Below are 20852 nucleotides of genomic sequence, written 5' to 3' on the forward strand. Positions count from 1 at the left end.
GTTCCTGGAAAAGCAAAATGTCGTATACACCGATGAGTGATCTCGGGCAACAAGGATTGTTTGATATAACGCGGATGTTATTACAGCAGCCCGATATGGCCGCGCTTTGTGAAACGTTAACCCGGTTAACCCGCCAGGCGGGTCTCGCCGACAACGCCGCGATTGTGCTGTGGCATGCCGACAGCCATCTCGCCAGCCGTTACGCCGTGCAAACACCCGACAACTGCGCCAGATATAACGACCAGGCGCTGCTGGCGGGCGGCCCGGTGCGGCATATTCTCTCTCACCCGCAGGCGCTGCGCTGCACCGCGCAACTCTTTAGCGAGACCTGGCCCGCCGTTGCCGAAAGCCGGATCTATCCGGCATTCGCGCATTACAGCTTGCTGCCACTCGCCGCCGAAGGGCAGATTTTTGGCGGCTGCGAATTTTTTCGTACCAGCGACAGGCCATGGAGCGACAAAGAGACCGAGCGCCTGCATACGCTGACGCAGATCGTTGCTGTCGTTGCCGAGCAGTTGCAAAGCCGCGAGCACCCCACGCCGGACTACGAGCTTCTGTGCCAGGAGCGCGACGATTTTCGCATTCTGGTGGCCATCACCAACGCGGTGCTCTCCCGGCTGCATATGGATGAGTTGGTCAGTGAAGTGGCAAAAGAGATCCACTACTACTTCGGCATTGACGCCATTAGCCTGGTGCTGCGCGGCAGCCGCAAGGGCAAACTGACCATCTACTCGACGCATTATCTGGATGAAGCCGACCCCGCCCATGAAACGCAGGAAGTCGACGAACAGGGAACACTGACCGAGCGGGTATTTAGCAGCAAAGAGATGCTGCTGATTAATCTGCATGAGCGTGACAAACTCGCCCCTTACGAGCGGATGCTGTTTGAAACCTGGGGCAATAAAATTCAGACCCTGTGCCTGCTGCCGCTGATGTCCGGCAAAAATCTGCTGGGCGTGCTGAAACTGGCGCAGTGCCAGAAAGAGGTGTTTACCCCGGCGAACCTGAAGCTGCTGCGCCAGATTGCCGAGCGTATCGCCATTGCCGTGGATAACGCGCTGGCCTACCAGGAGATCCACCGTCTGAAAGAGCGGCTGGTGGATGAAAACCTCGCCTTGACCGAACAACTCAATAATGTCGACAGCGAATTTGGCGAGATCATCGGGCGTAGCGATGCCATGTTCCGCGTGCTCAAGCAGGTTGAGATGGTGGCGCAGAGCAACAGCACGGTGCTGATCCTTGGCGAAACCGGCACCGGGAAAGAGCTTATCGCGCGCGCCATCCATAACCTGAGCGATCGCAACAGCCGCCGGATGGTGAAGATGAACTGCGCGGCCATGCCGGCCGGGCTGCTGGAAAGCGATCTGTTTGGCCACGAGCGCGGCGCGTTTACCGGCGCCAGCGCCCAGCGCATCGGGCGTTTTGAGCTGGCGGATAAAAGCTCGCTGTTTCTTGACGAAGTGGGTGATATGCCGCTTGAGCTACAACCCAAGCTGCTGCGCGTGTTGCAGGAGCAGGAGTTTGAGCGCCTCGGCAGCAACAAGCTGATCCAGACCGATGTGCGGCTGATCGCCGCCACCAACCGCGATCTTAAACAGATGGTCGCCGACCGGGAATTTCGCAGCGATCTCTATTACCGCCTGAATGTCTTCCCGATCCACCTGCCGCCGCTGCGCGAGCGCCCGGAAGACATTCCGCTGCTGGTAAAAGCTTTCACCTTTAAAATCGCGCGCAAAATGGGGCGCAATATCGACAGCATCCCGGCGGAAACCTTGCGCGTGCTGAGTGCGATGGAGTGGCCGGGGAATGTGCGTGAACTGGAGAACGTGATCGAGCGTGCAGTGCTGCTCACGCGCGGCAACGTGCTGCAACTGTCGATGGCGGAAATCGCCGTGCCGTCCGTCGCGCCTGAAACGCCCGCCGAAGTGGCGCGCGAAGGGGAAGATGAGTATCAGCTGATCGTGCGCGTACTGCGGGAAACCAACGGCGTGGTGGCCGGGCCAAAAGGCGCGGCGCAGCGTCTGGGACTCAAACGCACGACGCTGCTCTCCAGAATGAAACGATTAGGTATTGATAAAGAGGCGTTATAGCCGCAGACCCGACGGGCGTTTTCGCGCGTCGGGCGTTTCATTGCGCGTCAACAGCGCCGTAAAACCGCTAATCCGGCAAACGCGTAACCCACCTTCACCGAATACGCATCCTGCTTTTTTACCTTTACCCGCTATTTGCGCCGGTACTTCTCCGGCAGCTCCGGCACCGGGCGTTTATCATCAAGCAAATGGCGCACCGTCAGCACCGGGTGACGCCACAGCATACGCGGCCCCGCCCAGCGCATAATCTGTTTCATCTCTTCGCGTTTCGCAGGCTGGTAACAGTGCACCGGGCACTGCTTGCAGGCCGGTTTCTCTTCGCCGAACACGCATTTATCCAGCCGCTTTTCCGCATAAGCGTACAAATCCGCGTAGTGCGCCGCGCTGCTTACCGCATCCGGGCAGGCGCGCTGATAAAGGGCAATCATTTTGCGGATAGTCAGTTTTTCTCGCAGGATCCGGGGGCCAGCCATACACGTCACCAATAATTAAGATGCATAAATAATACAACTTAATAGAATCGCAAAAAACCACGCCCGCCGCGTTTTTATGTAAAGGTCAGACCTCAGGTGCCGATACCCGTTTATCAACGTGGAAATGATCATCGCCGGGGGAATGGTGCGTAAATTAATTGTTATTGTTTCGTTATTTTTATTGGCGGGATGTATCAGTAAAAATAACCCGTTTTTCCCGGAACAGCCTTTTTATTACCCGCCATTAATGACGGATGATGTCGCGAAAATTCGCTTAATCGGCGCAACGATGACCTACGCCATTTATCAAACGGATACCAGCGGGCAGAAATTTGGCGGCTGGGTACAAAAACACGATCGCTTTATTAATAAGGCTTATGGTCCAACCCAGGATATGGGTTTTCCAAAGTTGAAGAACAAAAAATACAGTGACGCTTTTTTTGAAACCACGCTGCTGCCCGATTTGCCGACAACCATTCACCATGAGGCTTACAAAGGGTGCAGCGTAGATATTCACTTCACGCCGAAAAAAGGGGCGTTGTATGAAGTGCATTATGACTATGGCACTGATACCTGCGTCATTTATGTCGCCCGGCTGAAATACAACCCGGCCTCTGCGGAATACGAAGAAATAAAGCCGTAAAAAACACGAAATTAAAACGTAAGGACACCGATGAAACAGTTAATTATGCCGCTGGCGCTACTCACGCTGGCAATAACCGGCAGCGCAAAGGCGCAAACGCTGACCGAAAGTTTACTGCGTTGCGACAGCAGCTTTTTCAGTGAACTCTACAAACAGCGAGCCACACTGGCGCACACCGCGCCAGTGGTCACAGATAAGCAGCATCACGCCTGGTTTGCCGCGCCGAAAGACGGCTCCGATACCGTCTGGTTTAGCAAGCCTCTGCGCATCAATCAGCTCACTATTTCTGGCTTTGACAGGTCGCAGGAGTCACTGGGCAAATTGGGTGATTATTACTTCTGGGGATGGGTGATCGAAGAGCCCATGTCTGCGGTGATAGCTGCGTTGCCTGACATTCACTGGCAGAAAGTCACGGACGGGTATTACGCCAATCCGCTGATCAAACGCGCCGGTGAGACCACATGGCGGGTCAACAAAACCGCCGTCAGCGGTATTGCTCCGGCCGCGGATAGCGTGGAAAAACTCGCAATGCTGGAAGTGAGTGAAGGCAAAACCTTTTTGCGCTGCTCGATTCAGGGCAAGGTCAGCAAGGACGAGTTACTGGCGGTGCGCCCGGATCTGCAAGGAGAGCAAAAATGAAAAAATCCCTGTTTCTTGGCTCAGCACTACTGCTGATGTCCGGCTGCACCAGCCATCCGGGTGCCAGCGTTACGCAAGAGGAAACCCCGCCCAAGCGGGTCGTTAAGTTCGTGACACTCAGTAGCGGCGTCAGCTATCTGGATTTTCGTACCATTTCCCTTTACGACGGCAATCCCTATTTGCGTCGTATTGACGTGATTCATAACTACACCAAAGGCATGCCGGTGAAAAAGAATCCGCTGATGATGATCCGCAGCGAACGCCAAAGCCTGGTCGTGAACTGTGATACGCACCAGTTCACCCATGTGCATAAGATCTACTTTTCAGAACATTTTGCCACTGGCGACAAAATCGCCCGCATGAACACGCCAGGACAGTGGCAGGATTACCCGCCAACATCCTTGATCGGCCTGACGGCAGGCTTGCTGTGTAAGCTCCCGGAAGATCGCCTGGCCGCAGAGCCTGCACGCGATACGCAAACACCGCTGTTATACACGCTGATACAGAACGGCGCGTAGCCGCACACAATCGGGATACAGTGATCCCTTGCAATAGCGGGTGGATGGCGCAGGACGCCATCGCCCACTTTTTTGCAGGAGTGACTTATGTCATCGATTGAAAATCCGCAACGCCGCCTGCTGCTACAGGCCACCGCCGCAAGCCTGGCCGCACTGGAACTGGGGCTCAGCGCCCTTCCCGCCCAGGCCAGCGCACCGCCCGCCGCCCTCACCACCACACCGCGCAACCTGACGCCGCTACCGCCCATTAAGCAGATTGACGCAGGCGTGCTGAATATCGGGTATATCGACACCGGGCCGGAAAACGGCGAACCGATGCTGCTACTGCACGGCTGGCCGTATGACATCTACAGCTTTGCCGATGTGATCCCGCGCCTTACCCGTGCCGGGTTTCGCGTGCTGGTGCCGTGGCTGCGTGGCTATGGCAGCACCACATTTTTATCTGCCGACACGCCGCGCAACGGCCAGCAGGCGGCGCTCGCCGTCGATGCGATTGCCTTTCTCGACGCGCTCGACATTAAACAGGCGGTGATCGGCGGTTTTGACTGGGGCGCGCGTACCGCCAATATCCTTGCCGCACTGTGGCCGCAGCGCTGCAAAGGGCTGGTCTCGGTAAGCGGATATCTGATTGGCAGCCAGCAGGCGAACAAAAAACCGCTGCCGCCCGCGGCGGAACTCGCCTGGTGGTATCAATTTTACTTTGCGACCGAGCGCGGCGAAGCAGGCTATCGCGAGCACACTGATGAGTTTGCGAAACTTATCTGGCGAACCGCCTCGCCACAATGGCGCTTTAGCGAAGCGGAGTTTGCCCGCTCGGCGCAGGCATTGCACAACGCCGATCATGTCGCCATTACGCTGCATAACTATCGCTGGCGGTTGGGAATTGTCAGCGGCGAGCGCCGTTTCGACGCGCTGGAGCAGCAACTGGCAAAGGCACCGGTAATTACGGTGCCGACCATTACGCTTGAGGGCGACGCAAACGGCGCGCCGCATCCGGACCCTGCCAGCTACGCCGCCAAATTCAGCGGCCGCTACCAGCACCGTACCGCCACCGGCGGCATTGGTCATAACCTGCCGCAAGAAGCGCCCGCGTTTTTTGCGCAGGCGCTTATCGATATTGCACGGCATTAAACAGCACGCGCCTTCGGCTGATTCAGCGAAGGCGCTTTTCCCTCATGAATGGGCTTCGGCCAGCAGTTTCTGAATAAGTTGCTCCTGCTGTTGATACTCCCCTTCCCCAAAGTACATCTGCCGCAGTTGCCCTTTGGCATCAAAGTAGTAATGCGCAGGCCAGTACTGGTTCCCAAACGCATTCCAGATGGCGTAGTTATTGTCCACCGCCACCGGGAAGCGGATATTCTCTTTGCGTACCACGTTTTGCAGCGACTGAATGTTCTTCTCGAACGGGTATTCCGGGGTGTGAACACCAATCACCACCAGCCCCTGGTCACGGTATTTTTCCGCCCACGCGTTGACATACGGTAGCGTGTGCTGGCAGTTAATACAGTCGAACGTCCAGAAATCCACCAGCACCACTTTGCCCTTCAGCGCCTGCGCAGTGAGCGGCGCGGAGTTAAGCCAGTTCACTGCCCCTTCCAGTGACGGCATGCTATTGCGCACCAGCGGCTCGCTGACCGGCTGCAGCGTGACGGCAGGTTGCGGCGATGTCCGCCAGCTCAGGAGTTGTTGTTCCAGCCGCGTTGTCCACGTACCCGCCCCCTGCAACGCAGACGTCGCCCCGCTGCCAATCAGCACTACCGCGCCCAGCATGGCGACGCCCGCCCCCTGACGCAGCCGCTCGCTGAAGGGCAGACTGGCGCGCAGGCGGGAAAAAAGCCGATCGCCACACAGCCAGAGCAGCGCCAGCATCGCCGCCGCGCCGCTGCCGTAAGCCGCCAGCACCAGCGCCGTCTGCCCGCTTGCGCCGTTAAGCATGGCGGTACTCAGAACCGCGCCCAGGATCGGCCCGGCGCACGGCGCCCACAGTAGCCCGACGGATAACCCCGCCAGCAGCGCCGAAAGAACACCGCCCGTACGGCGGCTGCGATTATCGAGCCGTTCACCGGCGCGCACAGCAAAATGCATCACCGTGCTGGCAATGCGCGGCGAAATCAGCGCCAGCGCCATCACCGCCAGCAGACCGAGTGCCAGCCAGCGCCCCCAGGCGTTGGCCTGGATTATCCACTGCTGCGTGGCGCCTGCCAGCAGTGCCACCAGCGTAAACATCGCCACCATTCCCGCCAGCAGTGCGGCAAGATGACGTTTATCGCGGCCAAAACTTGCGAACAGTAGCGGAATAACCGGCAGCGTACAGGGGCTGAGCAGCGTCAAGCAGCCGCCTAAAAAAGCAATGATCACCATAACAAGCTCCTTGATTCGTTGAGGAAACAGGCGCATTACACCGCCGCGGTGTATCGCGGCAGTGTCGGTGATGGCGGGTTTTGTCAGCCGGTGTCGCAGGCCGGAGAGCAGATACGCAGAGATACAAACTTAGTGCGGCAATAGCACGCAGGCATCCAGCCCGCCCTGCGGGCGGTTGCTCAGGTGCAGTTGCCCACCGAGTTGCGACACCAGTTGCCGGGCAATCGCCAGCCCCAGACCGGTGCCACCGGTGCCGCGATTACGCGAGGTTTCCAGCCGGTAGAAAGGCTCCAGCACCGCTGCCAGCGCCTCTTCAGGAATGCCGGGGCCGTTATCAAGCACATGGATCGCGAGCGGCGCATCTGGCGTAAGTACAATATCGATGTCTGCTTTGCCGGCGAATTTCAGCGCGTTATCCAGCAGATTGGTTAATATGCGCCGCAGCGCCTGCACATCAATGTGCAGCGTGAGATCCGGCGGGCAGCGCAACAGCGTTACCCGCTTGCCAACGTCGACATAGTCACACACCAGGCTGTCGATAAACGGGTGCAGCGCCAGCCGCTGCGGTGCGAGCGGCGGCGCATCCTGCGTGCGGGCATAAGCGATCCCTTCACGAACCAGCCGGGACATCTCATCCAGATCCGCCAGCAGTTTGTCGCGCAGCGCTTCGTCGGCCGCCATTTCGCTGCGCAACCGCATCCGGGTGATCGGCGTTTGCAGGTCGTGCGAAATCGCGGCGAGGATCTGCGCGCGCGAACTCAGGTGATGAGCAATACGCGCCTGCATGGCGTTAAAAGCGCGCACCGCGTGCTGCACCTCCGTTGGGCCGTTTTCGATCATCACCGGCGGGGGTTCGGGCGATGGGGTGAGCGCATCAAGCGCACGGGTAAAGCGGGTCAGCGGCTTCACCGCCAGGCGTACTGCCAGCCAGCAGCAGATAAGCAACAGCAGCAGTTGTGCGGCCAGCACCGCAGGCAGCCAACGGGCGATAGGCGTTGGACGCGGGGTGATATCAATGGTCAGCGGCGCGCCATCATGCAGGCGCAAATGCGCCTGCAAATGTTCCTGCGGGCCTGGGACGGCATTGATTTTCAGGGCATATTGGCTGCCCAGCGCCTGTTCAAGCGAGCGTGCGGTATCTTTCGAACGCCAGCTGGTGGGGTAGCGCCCGCCTTCACCTGCGCTCAGCAAGTAGCGATAGTTACCGCGATCGATACGCGCCAGCCATGCAGGGCGCTCGCTGGCGGGTAAACGGTCGAGGATCGCCACGCTGGTCGCCACATCGTATTCAAGATTGCCCAGCATTACCGAACGCGCGGTGGTGATGCGTTCATACAGCAGCAGGCTAAGGGTTAACGCGTTCGCCAGCAGCAATCCCACCAGCACAATCACCACTAAACGTGACAGCAGCGAGCGCGGCCACAGCCTCATTCCCGCGCCTCTGTGATAACCACCGGCATTGAGAAAACGTAGCCCTCGCTGCGCACGGTTTTGATGTAAGCCGGTTCACGCGCGTCGTCGTTCAGGCGCTGGCGCAGGCGGCTTACCAGCAGATCAATGGAGCGTTCGAAAAGCTCCGCGTCGCGCCCCTGCGTAAGGTTCAGAAGCTGGTCGCGGTTGAGTACGCGCTGTGGGTGATCGAGAAACACGCGCATCAGGCGATACTCCGCGCCGCTCAGCGCCACCACGGTCCCCTGCGCATCCATCAGATGACGCGCCGAGGTGTCAAGCTGCCAGTCGCCAAACGCCAGGCAACGTCCCGCTTCGGTGATTTGCAGGTTCGGCGGCAACATGCGCGTGCGGCGCAAAATGGCTTTGATACGCGCCAGCAGTTCGCGGGCAACAAAGGGTTTTACCAGGTAGTCATCCGCGCCCATCTCCAGACCGACAATGCGATCGGTCTCTTCGCTGCGCGCGGTGAGCATCAGCACCGGCACGTTTTTATGCGCGCTGCTGCGCAACTCACGGCACAGCGTCAGCCCGTCCGTACCTGGCATCATGATATCCAGCACAATCAAATCCACCGGCGTGGTTTCGAGTAACTGCCGCATCTGTTTGCCATTTGCGGCAACGCTTGCGCGCAGGCCGGAGCGGGTCAGGTAATCAGCAAGCAGCGTGCGAATTTCCCGGTCATCATCAACAACCAAAATGTGGTCAATATGTTCCATCCAAAAAGCCCTGGCGGCGGGTAACGGTAAAATGAGTGTATCCTGGTTACGCGCGACCCGGGCGTTGGCTTTGTATCACACTGTACAACGCTTAATAGACATCGCGCTGATAGCGATTTTCCCGCGCCAGGGTCTCCAGCCAGGCGTCCGCCGCGTCAGCGCTCATGCCGCCAAAGGTTTGTGCCACCTGCTTTAAAGTGTTTTCGACATCTTTCGCCATCTGGCTCGCATCGCCGCAAACATAAAAGTACGCCCCGGCGGCTAACCAGCACCACAGCGCTTCGCCCTGCTCCAGCATGCGGTGCTGAACGTAGATTTTCTGCGCCTGATCGCGGGAAAACGCGGTGGTGAAGCGCGACAACACGCCGTCGCGCTGCCAGGCCTCCAGCTCCTCACGGTAATAAAAATCCGTGGCCGCATGCTGCTCGCCAAAGAACAGCCAGTTATCGCCTCTCGCTCCCGTAGCCTGGCGTTCCTGCAGGAAACCGCGAAACGGCGCAATGCCGGTGCCTGCGCCGACCATAATCACCGCCGTGTTTGGATCGGCTGGCAGGCGAAAATGCGGCGAGGGCTGAATAAAGATCGCCACGCGCTCTGCGCGATCCGCCAGAAAGGTCGAACAGACGCCGCCGCGTTGCTTGCTGTCGCCATAACGCACGGTGGAGACAGTCAGTTCAACGCGCTGCGGGGAAACTTTCGGGCTGGAGGAGATGGAATAGAGCCGTGGTTGCAAGCGACGCAGCGCCGAAAGCCACTGTTCAGCCGCCAGATGTACCGGGAAACACTGCAACAGGTCGATAATCTGCCGCCCCCACAGCCACTGCGTAAGTTCGGTACTGTTTTCACTGGAGAGCAGGCTATGCAGCGTTTCGTTTTGCGCATGGTCAGCCACCAGGCGCAGCACCTCCGGGGTGATGCGCGTGATGTCAAAACAGTCACAGAGCGCCGCCTGCAGCGTCATCTCGCCCACGCCGCTAACCTGCACCCTGCTTTGCCCATCCAGCGCCAGCAGGTCGAGGATGTCGGCGACCCGCTGCGGGCAGTTGCGCGGCCAGACACCGAGCGCGTCGCCCGCTTCGTAGTGCAAACTGCTACCCTGCAGATCAAACGCGAACTGGCGGATCTCTTTTTCCGCCCCCGGCGCGCTCAGCAGTTGATTCGTGACCAGTGGCACGCTAACGGGATCGTGGCGGCTGAACCCAGGTTTTGCCGTGGGTTGCGCCGTGCTTTGCGGCGGCGCGCCGAGCCGCAGAATGTCAGTGTGGATCGCCGCCAGCCACTGCTGCGCCGCGTCAATATCGCCCGCATCGCACGCCTGGCACGCCAGCAGCCGCTGTGCGCCAAGGGCGGCCAGCCGGGCATCGAGCTTGCGGCCAAAACCGCAAAACTGCGCGTAACTGGCATCGCCAAACGCCAGCACCGAAAACGCCGTCCTGCTCAGCACAGGCGCGTTTTCGGCGCTCAACGCCGCCCATAACGCCGCGCCATTAGCGGGCGGATCGCCATCGCCAAAGGTGCTGGCGAGCAGTAACACGCGCGGCGCGGCGGCCATATCGTTCACACTGACGCTATCCATGGCGCGCAGTTTTACCGCCAGCCCGGCATGCAGCAGTTGTTCGGCGCAGCGGCGGGCAAACACCTGCGCATTGCCGGTGGTGGAAGCCCACAGCACCAGCACTAACCCGCTGTCTTCATCCGTTGCGGGTGCAGCGGCGGGCGCGGGTTGCTGTTGGCTGCGCACCAGCGCGATGGCGCAGTGTTTCAGCTCGGGTTGCAGCGAAACCGGATCCAGCGCATCGCTGGTCAGGGCGTTAATTGCCAGCTTGTCGCCAAACAGATCGTTCCAGTGAAAGGGCGCAAAGCTGTTGCCGGGTCGCACACGGTCAGTCACCACCGCAGGCAGCCGCGCCATACCGCGCCGCGAGCGGATATCCACCCAGTCCCCCTCGTTTATCGCCAGCCGTTGTGCGTCTGTGGGGGAGATTTCAATAAACGGTCCGGGGTTGAGCGTATTAAGCAGCGGGATTTTGCCGGTCTTGGTCAGCGTGTGCCACTGGTGCTGCACGCGCCCGGTGTTGAGCACCAGCGGGTAGTCGTCATCCGGCATTTCAGCAGGCGCGAGATCCGGGCGGGCAAAAAATTGCCCCTTGCCGCTGGCGGTAGCAAAACGCACGCGCCCGTTATCCTGCAAATAGCGAATGGGGTGGCGCGTTTGATCATCATCCGGCGCGCAGGGCCATTGCAACGGCGTCTGGCGCAGCCGCGCATAGCTCGCGCCGCGAATGTCGTAGCCGGTTGCCGGGTTGTGAGCGGCGCGGATTTCATCAAACACCGCGGCGGCGCTGGCGTAACGAAAGCCCTCCGCGTAACCCATTTCACACGCCACACTGGCGATAATTTGCCAGTCGGCAAGCGCATCGCCCGGCGGAGATACCGCCTGCTGCATCAGCGTCATGGTGCGTTCGGAGTTGACCATCACTCCTTCGGCCTCCGCCCACAATGCACCCGGCAACAGGATATCGGCGTAGCGGTTGGTTTCGGTATCCAGAAACGCATCCTGCGCAATCACCAGCTCGGCGCGTTCCAGCCCGGCGATCACTTTTTCGCGGTTTGGCACAGTGGCGACCGGGTTGGTGCAAATTATCCAGCAGGCTTTGATCTCGCCTGCGCTCATCGCGTCAAACAGCGCGACCGTACCGCCGCCCACCTCGCCACGCAGCGTGCCGGCAGGACGTTGCCATAGCTGTTCGACGAACGCGCGATCTTCATCCACCAGCACCGATCGCTGACCCGGCAAGCCGCCGCCCATATAGCCCATTTCCCGCCCGCCCATCGCGTTCGGCTGGCCGGTAAGCGAAAACGGCCCGCTGCCAGGACGGCAAATCGCGCCGGTCGCCAGGTGTAAATTACACAGCGCGTTGGTGCTCCAGGTGCCGTGTGTGCTCTGGTTTAGCCCCATCGTCCAGCAGCTCATCCATTCCCCCGCCTCGCCAATCCACTGCGCCGCCTGGCGAATGTCGGCTTCACGCAACCCGGTGCGCTCGGCCACCTGCTGCGGCGTATAGTCCAGCAGAAAATCCGGCATCGCCTGCCAGCCTTCGGTGTGCCGGGCGATAAAATCGTTATCCAGTTGGTCGTTTTGCACCAACAGTGCCAGCAAACCGTTCAGCAACGCGAGATCGGTGCCGGGTTTGATCTGCAAAAAGAGCGAGGCTTTCTCTGCCGTGGCAGTGCGGCGAGGATCAACGACAATCAGTTTCGCCCCGGCATTGACGCGCTCCATCATGCGCAGAAACAGGATTGGGTGGCAGTCGGCCATATTGGCGCCAATCACCAGGAACAGATCGGCGCGCTCGAAATCATCATAAGAGCCAGGTGGCCCATCCGCACCGAGCGAGAGCTTATAACCGCTGGCGGCGCTGGCCATGCACAAGCGCGAGTTGGACTCGATGTTGTTGGTGCCAATAAACCCTTTCGCCAGCTTGTTCGCCAGGTATTGCGCTTCTAAAGACATCTGGCCGGAAACATACAGCGCCAGCGCATCCGGGCCGTGCTTATCGATAATGCCACGCAGCCGCCGGGCGGTTTCACGGATGGCGTCATCGATTGCCGTTCGCACCGGCTCATGCTGACGCGATGTGCGGAGATACGCGCTATCCAGCCGGCCAGTCGCCGTTATCGCCCCGGCACAGCTTTTACCTTTGGTGCACAACCGCCCCTGGTTGGTCGGGTGGGATTTATCGCCCACCACACTGATGATGCGCTGGTTTTCCACCTGCATCACCAGCCCGCAGCCCACCCCGCAGTAGGGGCATACGCTTTTGATCTGCTCCATTTCGCCCCCGGATCTGTTTAAGACGCTTCGGCAACTGCCGACAAGGTGTTCTGCGCGGCGGGCGCGTGCTGCACCCAGATTTGCCCGTGCAGGATTTTCACCGGCCAGACGCGCAGACGCAGCCCGGCATCGTCCAGGCTCTGCCCGTCGCGCAGGCGAAAACGCTTTTTATACAGCGGGGAGATAACCATCGGCTCACCGCTTGCGTCGCCCACCAGCCCGCGCGCCAGCACATTCGCCTGGCTGCCAGGTTCATGGTTTTCGAGCGCGAATACTTGCTCCTCGCAATCAGGCAGGTGAAACAGGGCAATCTGCTGCTGGCCAAGACGCGCGGCCATGCCGGCGTTCGCCGGAATATCAGCCAGCGCGGCAATCTGCTGCCACTCGCCATCCCCCGTGTGCGGCTGGTTCTGCATAGGCGGTTTTTCCTGTGCCGTTGCCGGGCGGATCTGCCCGCGCTCCGGCACCATCACCACCGCTTCATCCGGTTGATCGCTATTGAGGAAGCCCCGGAACAGCAGACGGTTTTGCGGGTTATCGAGGGTGGTTTTCCACTCGCACTGGTAGCTGTCGACCACCTGCTGCATTTCGCGCTCCAGTTCAGCGCCAATATTGAGACTGTCTTCCAGTACCACCTGTTTGAGGTAGTCCAGACCGCCTTCCATGTTGTCCAGCCAGGTGCTGGTGCGCTGTAGCCGGTCGGCGGTGCGGATGTAGAACATCAACACCCGGTCGATGGTGCGGATCAGCGCTTCGCTGTCGAGATCGCTGGCAAACAGATCGGCGTGGCGCGGCTTCATACCCCCGTTGCCGCAAACATACAGGTTCCAGCCTTTGTCGGTGGCAATTACGCCAATGTCTTTGCCCTGCGCTTCCGCGCATTCACGGGTACAGCCGGAGACCGCCATTTTGATTTTGTGCGGCGAGCGCAGCCCCTTGTAACGGTTCTCCAGCGCGATCGCCATGCCGGTGGAATCCTGCACGCCGTAGCGGCACCAGGTGGAACCGACGCAGGATTTCACCGTGCGCAGGGATTTGCCGTAAGCGTGGCCGGTTTCAAACCCGGCGGCGATAAGTTCCTCCCAAATCGCGGGCAACTGCTCAAGCCGCGCGCCAAAGAGATCCACCCGCTGCCCGCCGGTGATTTTGGTGTAGAGATTGTAGCGCTGCGCCACTTCGCCGATGGCGATAAGCCCCTGTGGAGTGATTTCGCCCGCCGGGATGCGCGGCACCACCGAGTAGGTGCCATCTTTTTGAATGTTGGCAAAAAAACGGTCGTTGGTATCCTGCAATGGCAGATGCTGCGGTTTAAGCAGGTAGTCGTTCCAGCACGAAGCGAGCATGGAGCCGACCAGCGGTTTGCACACTTCGCAGCCGTGCCCCTGGCCGAACTGCGCAATCAGCGCGTCGAAAGTGCGGATATCGTGCAGGCGGATCAGGTGATACAGCTCCTGACGCGACCAGGCAAAGTGCTCGCAGATATCTTTTTTCACCTCCACGCCGAGCTGTTGCAGCTCGTGCTCCATCACCTGTTTCAGCAGCGGCACGCAGCCGCCGCAGCCGGTGCCCGCTTTGGTGCAGCTTTTCAGTGCTCCCAGTTCGCTGCAACCGCCCGCCACGGCGGCGGCGATATCGCCTTTGCTGACGTTATGGCAGGAGCAGATTTGCGCGCTGGCGGCGAGCGCCGCCACGCCCAGTCCTTTTGGCGCATCGCCGGAAAGCGCAGGCAGGATCAGCGTTTGCGGCTGCGCGGGCAGAGGCATGTCGTTAAGCAGCATTTGCAGCAGCAGGCTGTAATCGGCGCTATCGCCAATCAGCACCGCGCCGAGCAGCCGTTTGCCATCGGCGGAGACAACAATTTTCTTGTAGATTTCGCGCGGGCCATCGGTCCACTGGTAACTCTGGCTGCCGGCGGTTTTGCCGTGCGCATCGCCAATAGAGGCCACCTCGACGCCCAGCAATTTCAGTTTGGTGCTCATATCCGCGCCGGTAAACGGTGTGTCGCGCGCGGCAAGCTTGTCCGCCACGCTGCGCGCCATCTGGTAGCCCGGTGCGACAAGACCAAAAATCTGCCCGTTCCACAACGCGCACTCGCCGATAGCGTAAATCGCTTCATCGGAAGTCAGGCAGTGATCGTTGATAACAATGCCGCCGCGCGGCCCTTTTTGCAGCCCTGCGCTTTCCGCCAGCTCATCGCGCGGGCGGATGCCCGCCGAGAACAGCAGCAGATCGGTTTCCAGAAAACTGCCGTCGGCAAAGCAGAGGCGGTGGCGCGCCTGCTCGCCGTCGATGATTTCCCGCGTCTCTTTGCGGGTGTGAACCTGCACGCCAAGCGCTTCGATTTTGCGTTGCAGCATCATGGCGCCGCCCTCGTCGAGCTGTACCGCCATCAGGCGTGGCGCAAATTCAACAACGTGGGTTTCCAGCCCTAACTGACGCAGGGCGTTGGCGGCCTCAAGCCCCAGCAAACCGCCGCCAATCACCACGCCGCGTTTCGCGTTCTTCGCCTGCGCGGCGATGGCGTCCAGATCGTCGAGCGTGCGGTATACCAGGCAGCCAGGGCGCGTATTGCCGCTGATCGGCGGCACAAAAGCATACGAACCGGTGGCGAGCACCAGCGTGTCGTAATGGGTTTCCACACCCTGCGCATCGCGCACGCAGCGTTGCTGGCTGTCGATAGCGACAATTTTGCTCGCACAGTGCAGCGTGATGCCGTTGTCGGCAAAGAACCCCTCGCTTACCAGCGACAACGACTGCGCGCTGCGCCCGGCAAAATATTCCGAAAGATGCACGCGGTCATAAGCGGGCAACCGCTCTTCGCCAAACACCACGATGTCGTAATGCAGGTGCAGTCCGCGCTCCACGAGCTGTTGCAGAAAGTAGTGGCTCACCATGCCGTGGCCGATCACCGCTAAAACGGGCTTTTTCATAACCTGGATCCTTAATGCGCAAGAGAAAGAGAGGTCAGGCCGCTTTGGGCTGTTTCTCATACAGGAAATGCAGCACTTGCTGGCGATAGCGCTGATACTGCGCGTCCTCGGCCAGCGAAACGCGCGAGCGCGGGCGCTCCAGCTCCACCGCCATGATTTCGCCAATGCTCGCCGCCGGGCCGTTGGTCATCATCAACACGCGGTCAGAGAGCAGCACCGCTTCATCCACGTCGTGGGTGATCAGCACAATGGTGGTGTGCAGTCGCTGTTGGATCTCCATCACCGCATCCTGTAAATGGGCGCGGGTTAAGGCGTCGAGCGCGCCGAAAGGCTCATCCATCAGCAGGACGCTCGGTTTCATCGCCAGCGCGCGGGCAATGCCGACACGCTGCTTCATGCCGCCGGAGATCTCGTGCGGGCGCTTATTCCACGCGTGGGACATATGCACCAGATCCAGGTTGTGCATGATCCATTCATGCATCTCCACTTTGCTCATTTCGCCGCGAAACACCTGGCGCACCGCCAGCCCGACGTTGTCGTACGCCGTCAGCCACGGCAGTAGCGAATGGTTCTGAAACACCACGCCGCGCTCCGGCCCCGGGCCGTCGATTTCGCGGTTGTTGCACAGCAGGCCGCCGCTGGTGGGCAGCGTCAGCCCGGCAATCAAATTCAGCAGTGTGGATTTGCCGCAGCCGGAGTGACCAATCAGGCTGAGGGTTTCGCCGGGGTGAATGTCAAAGCTAACGTTATCAAGCGCCAGAAACTCGCCGCTGCTGGTATTAAAACGCTGGCTCACCTGCTGAACCTGGATAATCGGATTGGTACGCATCAGAGCCCCCTAGCGGTTGGTGTAGTTAAAACGGTTAGCAATCCACATCAGCGCCTGTTCGAGCAGCAGGCCGACCACGCCAATCACCACAATGGCGATGATGATGTGTTCCACATTCAGGTTGTTCCACTCGTTCCAGATCCAGAAACCGATGCCGATACCGCCGGTCAGCATTTCTGCCGCCACAATCACCAGCCAGGCGATGCCAATCGATAACCGCATGCCGGTGAGGATGCCCGGCAGCGCGGCGGGCAGCAGGATTTTGCGCATGATGGCGAACTCAGAAAGTTTCAGAACCCGCGCGACATTCAGGTAATCCTGCGGGATCTGCCGCACGCCTTCGGCGGTGTTGAGGATCATCGGCCAGATGGAGCAGATGAAAATCGTCCAGCTTGAGGCCGGTTCCGCACGCTGGAACAGCAGCAAACCTATTGGCAGCCAGGCCAGTGGGCTGACCGGGCGCAACAGGGAGATGAGCGGGTTGAGCATGCTGGCGACAAAACGAAAGCGGCCAATCAAAAAACCGGTGGGAATACCGACCAGTGCGGCAAGGCCAAAACCGGTCGCCACGCGCTCTAATGAGGCCAGCACATTCCAGCCAATGCCCTGATCGTTCGGTCCGGCGACATAAAACGGATCGGCGAAAATCTCCAGCGCCGCCAGCCACGTTTGCCACGGCGTGGGGAAGTTTTTGCTGTTCAGCGCCGCCACCTGCCACAGGCAGAGCAGTAGGCCGATGCCGAGCAGCGCAGGCACCACGCGCTGCATCAGCGGGCGAAACAATGACGGGCGGCGACGTACGCGCACTTTGGCGGGCAGCGTAACGATCTCTGCCTGCTGGGGAATTTTCGCCGCTTCGTCCAGCGGGATCGGGATAACTTGCGCCTGGTTTTTCATCAGCGACCTCTCATTTTTTTACGCTAAAGCCGTTGGCGTAGGCGGCAGGGTTACTGCCGTCCCAGCGAACGCCATCCATCAACACGCTGCTGCGCATATCGCTGTCCGGCAGCGAAACATTGCCCACGCTGGCGGCGGCCTGTTTGTAGATATCAATGCGGTTCACCTGGCGGGCGATGGCGAGGTAGTCCGGATCGTCTGTGAGCAGCCCCCAGCGCTTGTGCTGGGTGAGGAACCACATGCCATCGGAGAGCCACGGGTAGTTGACCGAGCCATCGTGGAAGAAGCGCATCGCGTGCTGATCTTTCCAGCTTTTGCCAATGCCGTTGTCGTACTGGCCGAGCATGCGGCCAACGATGGTCTCTTCTTTCGTGTTGAGATAAGCGCGCCCGGCAATCACCTTCGCCGTTTCGCGGCGGTTATCGTCCGAGGCGTCAATCCAGCGTGAGGCTTCCAGGATCGCGGCGGTCAGCGCGCGGGCGCTGTTGGGGTTCTTCTCAACCCAATCGGCGCGCGTACCGAGCACTTTTTCCGGGTGATCCGGCCAGATATCCTGGCTGGTCGCGGCGGTAAAACCGATGCCATCGCCGATCGCGCGCTGGTTCCAGGGTTCGCCAACGCAGTAGCCGACCATGTTGCCAATTTTCATGTTCATCACCATTTGCGGCGGTGGCACCACCACGCTGCGGATGTCGTTGAGCGGGTTAATACCCGCGCTCGCCAGCCAGTAGTTGAGCCACATGGCGTGGGTGCCGGTCGGAAAGGTCTGGGCAAAGGTGTACGTGCCTGCGGGACTGGCGGCGAGATGCTTTGCCAGCGCGGGCAAATCGGTGACACCCGCCTCGTGCAGCGCATTAGCGAGCGTGATCCCCTGCCCGTTCTGGTTGAGGGTCATCAGCGCCGCCATGTTGGTTTGCGGCGCGGAAAGCCCCATTTGCAGACCGTAAAGCTGGCCGTAGAGAATGTGCGAGGCGTTCAATTCACCAGAAAGAAGTTTGTCGCGCACCGACGCCCAGTTGGCTTCTTTGCTCGGCAAAATGGTGATGCCATATTTTTTGTCGAAGCCTTTCACCGCCGCCATCACCACCGAGGCGCAGTCGGTGAGCGGAATAAAGCCCACGCGGATCTCTTTAAGCTCCGGTGCGTCAGAACCGGCGGCCCAGGCGCGGTTGATGACGCCCGGCACCAGCAGACTGCCGCCGAGCGCCGCACTGCCCAGTAAAAACTGACGGCGGGAAACCGTCATACCTTTCGTGTTGTTATCACTCATGCCACCCTCGCGCTGCTCACCGTTGTGGGATGCAAAAAAAACGGCGTCCATAAGCCTGTGCAAAGCTGCACGCTTATGGACGCCGTTGTCCGCTTAACGCTAAACCGACCGCCGTTGGCCGGGTGCGCGTTGTGATTTTTTCTGTCCTGGAAGGTTAAAGCAAAGGCTGTGCCAGAATTGAAAGCGGCGGATTTCGCGGCACATTGCCGCTAACAACCCAGCGCGGCGCACTGCGGAAGGGCACTTTTCGCACTGGCAATGTGCAGCTACTCCTTAAGGGTTATCCTGAAAAACATCGGCCACCGCCAGCATGGCGCTGGCGATTTCAATCAGCTTTTTGTTCTGGTTCATCGCCATACGCCGCAGGGTTTTGTAGGCCTCTTCTTCGCTGATTTGCCGGTGCTGCATCAACATGCTCTTCGCGCGCTCAATCTGCTTGCGCTCGTTGAGCGTTTCGCGCAGTGCCGCCAGTTCTGTGTCCAGCGCCTGCAAGCGCCGCGATTGTTGCTGCACCAGCATCAGCAGTGAACGGCCAAGCTGCGGGCGAACGCCGCCGCTCTCCAGCCAGCCGTGGGCGTCGCTAAAGACTGAGTAACTGCTCTCTTCGTTCTCGTATGCGGGCATCAGGCTTTCGATATCGGCGAGTTGCTCATTATTGGCCTGCTCGGTGGCGGCAATGCGTGCCCGGCAGTGCGCCATCAGCGTTTGCGCCAGCGCATCTTCCAGCGTTTTCATCTCGTCAATGCGCTGGGTGGCAAGGGCAAACCAGCGCAGGCAACTGTCGGCTTCGTAAAGCTCACGCCCGGTGCAGGCAATGCGCCGCAGCCGTTCAAACTGGCTGTCGGTCGCCATCTGCTGCCAGCGCAGGCGGTGTTCATCGTCGGCGAAATCGGCGAAGGTGGTGAAACAGCGCTCCTGGCGTTCAATCAGGCTGAGCAATTTCTGCTGCGTCTCTTCACTGAATGTACCAGCGGCAAAGGCCGCCGCGCCGGTCGCCCGCTCCTGGCCTGCGTACTCTTTACCCTGCATAAAGCTGAACATGGCGATTAAATGCCTGGAGATGGCCGGTTCGGCGGCGGTGTCAGACAGCTCAAACACCAGCGACAACAGATGGCGAATGATGTCGTTAAAGAAGCTCATCGCCTGCGGTAAACGCAGCGTGCGCTGGCGGATTTGCTGGCGTAACGCAGGCAGCAAACTCAGGGCGTACACGACGCTGGCGACGTGGCTGAACAGACGGCTGGCCTGCGGCAACGCGGCAATCTGCTGCTCCAGCGTGTCGAGTTGCGCCATCAGCGGTGCTTGTGCCTGCGCCACCTCTTGTTCGCGCAGGATCAACTCATCAGCAAATTGCCCCTTGCTTGCGCAGAGGAACATATTGGAGGTTCCGCGCTCGCGTTGCAGCATGTGCACAAGCTGGCTGATCTTGCCCACCAGCTCGCCGCTTTGCAGCAGATAACGCAGGCTGTTGAGCTCACACTGGCGCGAGGCGAGCAGGAAACGGATGGTGGTCGATGAATTGGCTATCATGCGTATGCTCCAGGGAAGTCCTGCTTCCCTGATGCAAGGCGCGCGCCAGGTAGAACGGCTTTAGCCGCGCGGCAGCGTCGCCCGAACCATGGCGATGATGACCGCACAAAGTTCCTCTTTCGCCTGCGACTCGCTAATCGCCCCCTGCACCGCCGCCCAGGCGAGCCCTTCGGCGGCACCCAGCATGGCCCACAGCGGCGCATCGCGCAGCGGTTCACCGCAAAATGGCGCAAACAGGGTGCGGCACTTGCCGATGAAATCGACGGCGTATTCGCGGCGGATAGTTTCCAGCTCCGGCGTACCGGCGAGCGCCGCCAGTAAACTTGGCATTTCGCGGCCCTGAAACAGCACGCACTCAATATAAGCGGTGGCGATAACCGACGCGCGCGCGGCAAGTTCCGGCGCGGTCTTTGCCAGCGCATCATCCATTTTGCGGTTCTGGCGTTGATCATATTCGCGATAGAGCGCCGCCAGCAGCCCGGAACGGCTGGTGAAATGATCGTACACCACGGGCTTTGTGACACCGGCTAGCTCCGCCAGATGGCCGAGCGTCAGCGCTTCGGTGCCCTCTTGGCGAATAATGTGCCACGCGACCTCCACAAGCTGCGAATAGCGATCTTCCCGCGACAAGCGCTGACGCACACGCGTTTCCGCCATGATGTTTCTCCC

General features: G+C 60.0%; 16 protein-coding genes. 5 read left to right on the forward strand and 11 right to left on the reverse strand.

The window, feature by feature from the left end:
• The first annotated feature begins 17 nt into the window (after positions 1 to 17).
• Positions 18 to 2090, forward strand: a complete 2073-nt coding sequence (flhA, locus tag AAIG26_RS13275) for a formate hydrogenlyase transcriptional activator FlhA (protein ID WP_044489467.1) — start codon at positions 18 to 20, stop codon at positions 2088 to 2090.
• 131 nt (positions 2091 to 2221) lie between these two features.
• Here flhA and AAIG26_RS13280 read toward each other — a convergent pair whose 3' ends face one another.
• Entirely contained in the window at positions 2222 to 2563 is a 342-nt protein-coding gene (locus AAIG26_RS13280; RefSeq protein ID WP_044489469.1) for a nitrous oxide-stimulated promoter family protein, read from the reverse strand.
• A gap of 142 nt (positions 2564 to 2705) precedes the next feature.
• On the opposite strand from AAIG26_RS13280, the gene AAIG26_RS13285 reads away from it, so the two are divergent.
• The 4 genes from AAIG26_RS13285 (at position 2706) to AAIG26_RS13300 (ending at position 5494) form a co-directional block, all read left to right on the forward strand.
• The gene (locus AAIG26_RS13285; protein ID WP_343182136.1) at positions 2706 to 3206 is read left to right on the forward strand and encodes a hypothetical protein; all 501 of its coding nucleotides are present in this window, start codon (positions 2706 to 2708) and stop codon (positions 3204 to 3206) included.
• Between the two features lie 30 nt (positions 3207 to 3236).
• Complete coding sequence (locus tag AAIG26_RS13290; RefSeq protein WP_045511052.1) at positions 3237 to 3845, forward strand: hypothetical protein; 609 nt, start codon at positions 3237 to 3239, stop codon at positions 3843 to 3845.
• Positions 3842 to 4363 carry a surface-adhesin E family protein gene (locus AAIG26_RS13295; protein WP_020454978.1) on the forward strand — a complete coding sequence of 174 codons (522 nt, stop codon included), beginning with the start codon at positions 3842 to 3844 and terminating at the stop codon, positions 4361 to 4363. Before AAIG26_RS13290 ends, AAIG26_RS13295 begins: the two co-directional genes overlap by 4 nt.
• A gap of 87 nt (positions 4364 to 4450) precedes the next feature.
• Positions 4451 to 5494, forward strand: coding sequence for an alpha/beta hydrolase (locus AAIG26_RS13300; RefSeq protein ID WP_045511055.1), 1044 nt, complete (start codon positions 4451 to 4453; stop codon positions 5492 to 5494).
• 42 nt (positions 5495 to 5536) lie between these two features.
• On the opposite strand, the gene AAIG26_RS13305 is transcribed toward AAIG26_RS13300, so the two are convergent.
• The 10 genes from AAIG26_RS13305 to AAIG26_RS13350 form a co-directional block, all read right to left on the reverse strand.
• On the reverse strand, positions 5537 to 6724 hold the full coding sequence (locus AAIG26_RS13305) for a cytochrome c biogenesis protein DipZ (RefSeq protein ID WP_343180686.1): 1188 nt from the start codon (positions 6722 to 6724) through the stop codon (positions 5537 to 5539).
• 129 nt (positions 6725 to 6853) lie between these two features.
• Positions 6854 to 8155 carry an ATP-binding protein gene (locus AAIG26_RS13310; RefSeq protein WP_343180687.1) on the reverse strand — a complete coding sequence of 434 codons (1302 nt, stop codon included), beginning with the start codon at positions 8153 to 8155 and terminating at the stop codon, positions 6854 to 6856.
• Positions 8152 to 8892 (reverse strand): response regulator, encoded by a 741-nt coding sequence (locus AAIG26_RS13315; protein WP_343180689.1) that lies wholly within the window; start codon positions 8890 to 8892, stop codon positions 8152 to 8154. The genes AAIG26_RS13310 and AAIG26_RS13315 overlap by 4 nt, the downstream gene beginning before the upstream one ends.
• A 91-nt stretch (positions 8893 to 8983) precedes the next feature.
• Positions 8984 to 12727, reverse strand: coding sequence for a bifunctional nitrate reductase/sulfite reductase flavoprotein subunit alpha (locus AAIG26_RS13320; RefSeq protein ID WP_343180691.1), 3744 nt, complete (start codon positions 12725 to 12727; stop codon positions 8984 to 8986).
• 17 nt (positions 12728 to 12744) lie between these two features.
• Positions 12745 to 15657: a nitrite reductase large subunit NirB gene (gene nirB, locus AAIG26_RS13325; RefSeq protein ID WP_343180694.1), complete on the reverse strand. Its 2913-nt coding sequence runs from the start codon at positions 15655 to 15657 to the stop codon at positions 12745 to 12747.
• A gap of 34 nt (positions 15658 to 15691) precedes the next feature.
• Positions 15692 to 16486: an ABC transporter ATP-binding protein gene (locus AAIG26_RS13330; protein ID WP_343180696.1), complete on the reverse strand. Its 795-nt coding sequence runs from the start codon at positions 16484 to 16486 to the stop codon at positions 15692 to 15694.
• Positions 16487 to 16495: 9 nt separating this feature from the next.
• The gene (gene ntrB / locus AAIG26_RS13335) at positions 16496 to 17383 is read right to left on the reverse strand and encodes a nitrate ABC transporter permease (RefSeq protein WP_020454986.1); all 888 of its coding nucleotides are present in this window, start codon (positions 17381 to 17383) and stop codon (positions 16496 to 16498) included.
• A gap of 10 nt (positions 17384 to 17393) precedes the next feature.
• Positions 17394 to 18653: a CmpA/NrtA family ABC transporter substrate-binding protein gene (locus AAIG26_RS13340; protein ID WP_343180697.1), complete on the reverse strand. Its 1260-nt coding sequence runs from the start codon at positions 18651 to 18653 to the stop codon at positions 17394 to 17396.
• A gap of 273 nt (positions 18654 to 18926) precedes the next feature.
• Positions 18927 to 20183 carry a nitrate- and nitrite sensing domain-containing protein gene (locus AAIG26_RS13345; RefSeq protein WP_343180698.1) on the reverse strand — a complete coding sequence of 419 codons (1257 nt, stop codon included), beginning with the start codon at positions 20181 to 20183 and terminating at the stop codon, positions 18927 to 18929.
• A gap of 60 nt (positions 20184 to 20243) precedes the next feature.
• Positions 20244 to 20840, reverse strand: coding sequence for a TetR/AcrR family transcriptional regulator (locus AAIG26_RS13350; RefSeq protein WP_343180699.1), 597 nt, complete (start codon positions 20838 to 20840; stop codon positions 20244 to 20246).
• Positions 20841 to 20852: the final 12 nt, after the last annotated feature.

This window comes from Kosakonia sp. PSU_27 (genome assembly GCF_039409795.1).
In the GTDB taxonomy this organism is placed as follows: Bacteria; Pseudomonadota; Gammaproteobacteria; order Enterobacterales; family Enterobacteriaceae; genus Kosakonia.